The sequence below is a fragment of the Microvirga tunisiensis genome (assembly GCF_009296175.1).
GTDB lineage: Bacteria > Pseudomonadota > Alphaproteobacteria > Rhizobiales > Beijerinckiaceae > Microvirga > Microvirga tunisiensis.
Map to the genome: position 1 here is coordinate 1 of NZ_VOSK01000345.1, position 6120 is coordinate 6120.

3 protein-coding genes and 6 pseudogenes are annotated in these 6120 nt (G+C 61.6%); 5 read left to right on the plus strand and 4 right to left on the minus strand.

Features of this window, described 5'->3' with window-relative positions; all coding sequences use genetic code 11:
* Positions 1-176, plus strand: a 176-nt coding sequence (locus tag FS320_RS36105) for a transposase (protein WP_192926244.1), incomplete at its 5' end; no start/stop codon positions are given.
* A gap of 183 nt (positions 177-359) precedes the next feature.
* Here FS320_RS36105 and FS320_RS51095 read toward each other — a convergent pair.
* A complete protein-coding gene (locus FS320_RS51095; RefSeq protein WP_420846822.1) occupies positions 360-548 on the minus strand; it encodes a hypothetical protein in 189 nt (62 codons plus the stop codon).
* 172 nt (positions 549-720) lie between these two features.
* Between FS320_RS51095 and FS320_RS36115 the strand changes: the two are divergent.
* Both FS320_RS36115 and FS320_RS36120 read left to right on the plus strand, forming a co-directional pair.
* Positions 721-981, plus strand: a pseudogene (locus FS320_RS36115) (helix-turn-helix domain-containing protein); the annotation flags it as partial.
* Positions 982-1020: 39 nt separating this feature from the next.
* Positions 1021-1743: pseudogene (locus FS320_RS36120) on the plus strand (IS6 family transposase); the annotation flags it as partial.
* Here the strand turns inward: FS320_RS36120 and FS320_RS36125 are convergent.
* The 3 pseudogenes from FS320_RS36125 to FS320_RS48855 form a co-directional block, all read right to left on the minus strand.
* A pseudogene (locus FS320_RS36125) lies at positions 1643-2615 on the minus strand (DDE-type integrase/transposase/recombinase); the annotation flags it as partial. The pseudogenes FS320_RS36120 and FS320_RS36125 sit on opposite strands and share 101 nt — an antisense overlap.
* 62 nt (positions 2616-2677) lie before the next feature.
* Positions 2678-3649: pseudogene (locus tag FS320_RS36130) on the minus strand (IS110 family RNA-guided transposase); the annotation flags it as partial.
* Positions 3650-3767: 118 nt separating this feature from the next.
* Positions 3768-4688, minus strand: a pseudogene (locus FS320_RS48855) (IS110 family RNA-guided transposase); the annotation flags it as partial.
* A 249-nt stretch (positions 4689-4937) separates the two neighbouring features.
* Here FS320_RS48855 and FS320_RS36140 point away from each other — a divergent pair.
* Positions 4938-5083: pseudogene (locus tag FS320_RS36140) on the plus strand (DDE-type integrase/transposase/recombinase); the annotation flags it as partial.
* Positions 5084-5461: 378 nt separating this feature from the next.
* Positions 5462-5995 (plus strand): GNAT family N-acetyltransferase, encoded by a 534-nt coding sequence (locus FS320_RS36145; protein WP_152717172.1) that lies wholly within the window; start codon positions 5462-5464, stop codon positions 5993-5995.
* Positions 5996-6120 lie beyond the last annotated feature (125 nt).

Sequence of the window (6120 nt, forward strand, 5' to 3'; positions counted from 1 at the left end):
ATCTCGCCCGGGCGGAGTTCGCAACGCTGCGGTTGCGCCTGCTCAAGATCGCCGTGCGGGTGCAGGAAACCACCAGCCGCATCCGACTGGCCTTTGCCTCGTGCTGTCCGGAAGCGGATCTCGTCCGGCGTCTTGCGAGCGCTCTGGCACCCCAGCCCCGGGCGGCCTCGCCCTGAGCGCCGGGGCTGCCATCGCCCCGGTCATCCCATCCCGTCCCTGCCAACGCGTTCCCCACGTTCCAGACCTTGCCGCGGTGAAAGAAACGCAGCGGATCGGCACGCCCGCGCTACCAAATAGGCCCCGAAACAAACTCTGGTGAATAGGAACGGCTAAGAGATGCCCCCAGAAGCCAAGATCACTCAACCAGGGCCCGATGACGGAGGTCGGCGCGGCTGATCGGCCTGCCCGGTGGCAAGCGCCTCGTCAGAGAACCAGACAGTGGGGCTTCCCCGCCGACGCAGACTGGCGACGTACTCGGCCCAGTTCGTCACCCGGGCCGCTGCTTCGGAATGCGGTGCTGGCGAGCGGCGATGGCGTTGAAAGAGCATGGCGGAGATCTTTGCTCAGACGCCGAACAGGCCCGACACTATCCAACCCGGTGACCAACTTGCTCAACCATGCAACAAGCCGGCGCCTCGTTCTTCTGATCCCATCATGGAAAGCGTGCTGCGGATCTAGTACCCACTTTCCATAAAGCGTGAGTCGTGATTCAACATCGGGATGATACCCGAAGCAAGAGAAGTCCAGCTTTCGAAGAAGGATCGCAAGGTGCTTGAGGCGTGTTGTCGCTCACCGGTGACGGTGCAGCGCGATTTGAAGCGGGCGCGGATCGTTCTGTTGGCGGCGGACGGGCGCAGCACCCGGTCGATCGCTAAGGACGTTGGGGTCCAGCCGAGGATTGTCAGCCTCTGGCAGCATCGCTATGCCGACCATGGCCTTGAAGGGCTGCACGACAAGCCGCGGCCTGGCAAAAGTACTGTCAAGTTGGCAGGATCCTGAGCCTGTGGCACGGTCTCAGGCATGAGCACGCCATCCAATCCCTACCGCGGCTTCCGCTATCCACCCGAAATCATCAACCAGGCGGTTTGGTTGTATCACTGCTTCAGCCTGAGCTTACGCGAAGTCGAACTCATCCTGGCGGCGCGAGGCATCGTGGTCAGCTACGAGACGATCCGCGAGTGGGGTCAGCGCTTCGGAAGGACTTACGCCAACAGCCTCAAGCGGCGCCGACCGCAACCCGGCGACAAATGGTTTCTGGATGAGGTGTTCGTTCGCATTCAGGGCAAACTGCACTACCTCTGGCGAGCCGTTGATCAGCATGGGAACGTGCTTGATGTTCTGGTGCAAAGCCGTCGGAACAGGAAAGCGGCCAAGCGCTTCTTTCGCAAGCTGCTGAAGGGTTTGTGCTACGTGCCGAGAGTCATCGGGACCGATAAACTTGGATCCTACGGCGCTGCCAAACGCGAGATCTTATCGGGTGTCGAACATCGGCAGAGTCGGTATCTCAACAACCGCTGCGAGGTCTCACATCAGCCCGCCCGACGGCGGGAGCGTCACATGAGGCGTTTTAAGTCAGCCCGGCAGGCCCAACAGTTTCTCTCCTGCCACACCCCGATCCACAACCACTTCCAACTTGGTCGTTGTCTGGATGCGAGACCTCCTTGGCATGAGCGACGACCTGGAGGGCTGGCGGCAAAGCGTCTGAATCGGGCAGCTTGTAGCGGCGGTTGGCGAGCTTCGGCTCGGCAGCCAGGCGGCTTCGCACAACCTCATCCGGGGATCGCCCCTTGAGCACGCGTTGACGTCTTCTGTTATAGGCCTGATTGAAGCCCTTAAGCAGCGTCTCAAGATCACGATGGCTATAGATCGTGATGCCCAGCACCTCACGCTGCACCCGCCCGTTGAAGCGCTCCACGAGACCGTTGGTTTGCGGCGTGTAGGGCTTGGTCGTGCGATGCTGCACCTTCAGCTGGCGGCAGGCGTCTTCAAAGCCATCGGCGGTAAAGCAGGATCCTCGATCCGTCAGGACGTGCGTGACCTTGAAGGGAAACGCGCGCACCGCCTCGTTCAGGAAGGCGACCGCACTGGTGGTCAGCTCGTTGTCCTTGACCGCCAGGTGCACCCAGCGCGAGCAGCGGTCGATGGCCACATACAGAAAGCGCTTGCGGCGCTCGCCATTGGCGGTCTGCAGCTTCGGCAGATGTTTGATGTCGATGGGCACGAAGCCGAGGTCATCCTCCTTGAACGTGCCGCTCCGGCGCTGGCGCTGGCGGCAGGCGGCCCAACCCCTCCGCCTTGAGGATGCGATAGACCGCATCGCGGTTGAGATGCGGCAGGAAATGGCTGACCACGAAGGTGAGGTCATCGAGCGGGAAGCCGGTGGCCTGGCGCAGAGCGCAGACGATCGCCCGCTCCTCATCCGTGGCTTTCCACGGCAGCTTGTGCGGCCGGCTGCTATGGTCCTGGCAGTCCTGTGCTCCGCGTTTGCGCCATTTGCGGACAGTCTCGGTGCTCACGCTGAAGCGCTGGGCCAGCACGCCGGTGGGCTCTCTCGAGCGGGCGATCTCTTGGCGGACGGCGGGGGTGGTGCGGGCTTGCGGATGAAGGGAGTGCATCACGTCCTCCTGCGGTGAGAAGCTCGGCGTCGCAGGCCGTCAAAGCGCCAAGTATACTCCTCAATTGCGCTCGACAGGCGCCGATAAAAGGCGCCTAATGCAGTCTCCGTCTTGCCAATCGTCACGGCCGCCAGCCGCAGAAGTGCCGCCGCCCGACTTCCCGACCGGCGCGTTCGGGCGGACAGCACCTTGCCACCGGAGATCTTGTTGCCGGGCGCCAGGCAGAGCCAGGAGGTGAAGTGCTTTCTACTGGGCCAAGCCGTCAGATCCGTGCCACACTCTGCAACCAGTTTGAGCGCCAACGACGGCCCCAGGCCATGGATCCGGGTCAGGTCCTGGCCGAGAACCGCATAGAGGGCGCCACGAAGGTCGAAGCTCGGCTCATTGGGCTGGCGGCTCATGCGTCGGCGAGGAGCCGGCACGGTACCGGGATCGGGCTTGCGGGGGCTCAGCGCCTTGAGGACAGCCTCGATCCTTTGGTCGCATGCCGCCACCTTGTGCTGATAGGTGTCGTAAAGCGCCAGTGCCTGTTCGAGCGCGAACAGATGCTCGGCGCGATAATGACCCGTCAATGCCTTCTCAATCGTCTCGGAACTGGAGTGGCACCGGATGTCCCGTAGGCTCGCCAGGACGCCCGGATCACGCTCTCCGGCCAGAATGGCGCGGATGATGCGCAGGCCTGTGGCCCCTGTGATGTCGCTGACCACGTGATGGAGCTGCAGGTTCATCTCGGTCAGCGCCTTCTGCATGGGCTGGATGTGGGCGGCGGCGGCTTCCAGGAGGCGCTCGCGCTGGCGCAGATACGCGCGCAGTTCCACAATCTCGGCTTTGGGTTGGAAGCTGGCGCGCAGCAGGCCATAAGCATGGAGGCGCTGGAGCCATTGGGCGTCGCAGACGTCCGTCTTGCGGCCCGGCCCCTGCTTGACCTCGCGGGCATTGACCACCACCACGGCGAAGCCGCGCTGGGTGAGGATCTCGTAGAGCGGGATCCAGGAGACCCCGGTCGACTCCAGGGCCACCGTGGCGACCCTGCACGGCTTCCAGGTGCCGCAGTTTCCACTGCAGCAGCGCGGGCCGGCTCCAGGTGTAGTCCTCGTTCTTGCTCAGCATGTGCCAGACGATCACCGCCAGCTTGCGTGCCGTTGCCACGGCCGCCACCGACTTGCCGCGCTTGTTCCTGATGCGGACGAAGAAGGCCCGCAATGGGCCAGGCACACCAGAGATCACCCAAGCTGCCTCAACCAGCATCGAGCGGGCGTGGGCCCGGCCCTGCTTGCTGATGCGACCATGATAGGCGGGCTTGTCGCCCGACTGCCGCACCTTCGGATTGAGCCCGAAGTAGCTCACCAGCTTTTGCGGTGAGGAGAACCGCTTGATGTCGCCGATCGCCGCCAGGACGCTCATGGCCACCGTGGCGTTCACCCCTGTGATCGTCATCAGCCGCCTGACCTGTGGATGTTCAAGAGCTTTCTGGGCGAGGGTCTTATCCAGTTCAGCAAGCTCAGCGCCAAGCCGATCCAGCTCACCAGCATGGCGCAGGATGACACGACGCTGATCCTCGGCGAGCGGGAGGGCCTCCAGCCAGGCCCTCCCGCGCTGTGAGAACAGGCTGCCGTGGTAGGGTGGGATCAGATGAGCATGCAGAACCGCGTGGATCCGGTTCTTGAGGCGGGTCATCTGTGCGACCAGCTGCGTCCGTTCTGCCGTGATACGCCGGCGTGTCTCGGTCTCCTCGTCCGGCATCCAGACCTCGGGCAGGAACCCGCTGGCATGCCGCTTGGCGAGCACGCGCGCATCGATCTTGTCGGTCTTGACCTTGGCCCAGGCGATGGCCCGCACTTGGTTGGGATTGGCAATGATCACCCGTGCCACGAAGGGCGACAGCAAGCGCACGATGGCGCTGGTGTTGCCGGTCGCCTCCAGGACGACCTCATCATCAGGCCTCAGGGTCTTGGCAAAGTGCAGCAGGCGGCTGCGTTCGAGGTCGATCTTGCCGGCATCCCGGATAACTCCCTTCTCCAGGATTGCCATCTGAGCGAAGGACCGATGGACATCGAGAGCAATGATCCTCATCTCCGGCTCCTGTTGGGTTGCATAACCTCGGGAGCCAGCGGGCCACACGACAACTACGGATCCGCGCTCGCAGCGCACCCGGGCCAGTCGAAGGGGCGGCCAGATAATAACACGAGCTCGCAGCTCACAGGTACTTTCGGCCTGCCCACCTTCCGTGCTCCCGACACCCCTATCCCGGTCTGCTGATGGTACCCGACCCTTCAGCTATCTGAAAAGCAGACAGAGGTGTCGTGCCTATTCATGCCCGATAACAATGTCATCGAGGCGGATCACGGTGCGCTCAAACGCGTGATCCGGCCGACCCGCGGCTTCCAGAGGATGAAAACAGCGTACGCGACGATCAAGGGATTGAGATCATGCGCATAATCCGTTGCGGCCACTGCGTCCTGATATAGCCCGGAGCGACGGGCGAAGTCCGTCTTATCAACCAACTGTTCGGTCTCGCTGCCCGAGGAAGGCTCGCGGCCGGGTTCGTTACGCCCTTTCCAAGTTACTGCAACGGAGCTGGTTGAGCGGCCTCCCAATCTAGGTAGTGGCGCGCATCTTTGCGCCTGCTAATCTGCCGCTCGCAGCATTCAATCACAAAGGCATATCCGAGATGCGTTGGGTACGGGCGGCTATGATGTGCGAGCAGGATTCTTATCCCATTCAAACGCTGATGCTTTAGCCCGATACTGGTCTCTGCTTCGAGAGAATTCACGCGCGTTCAGGAATGAGATGAGGCACCAAGTGCCCCTGTGGCTCCACAAAACGTTCCGACTTGGAGAATACCGATGATCACATATCAGACCGAACGTTTAATTCTTACCCCAATACAGCGAGGACACAAGGCAGAGTTGTTCAGGCTGCACAACGATCCGCTTGTGCAGAAAGCAATCTTCAAGGATGTGCCGCAGACCACTGAGGACGTGCACGAATGGCTCGATCAATACTCGGCCCAGTGGCGGAAGAACAGCTTTGGCGTCTGGTTGGTGTACGAAAAGTGCAATGCTGGACCAATGTTCATCGGTCGCTGCGGTTTGCAAGACTACGAGGGCACTACCAATCCCGAAGTTGCTTATGCATTTTTCGAACATGCGGCCGGTCGAGGCCTGGGCCCGGATGCCGCACGCTTCACCATCACACATGCCTTTCGAAACTCGACCAAGGAAAAGGTTGTCGCCTTTATTGCGCATGGCAATCGACGGTCGGAGCGGGCAGCCCTGAAACTCGGGCTGCGCTATATCGACGACCGCTTGTATTACGGCAAGCTTTTCGGATACTACGAAATGACCCGGGAAGAGTATTTTTCACAGCCTCATCACTAGAGCGCGTTGACATTCATTTGGTCCAGATGAACGCGCTGACGAGGCAAAGGATTGACATAAACGCCCGTGGGGTCTGTTCGTAGCGCGTGGCGATGCGTCTGAAGTGCTTGATTTTCAGGAAGAAG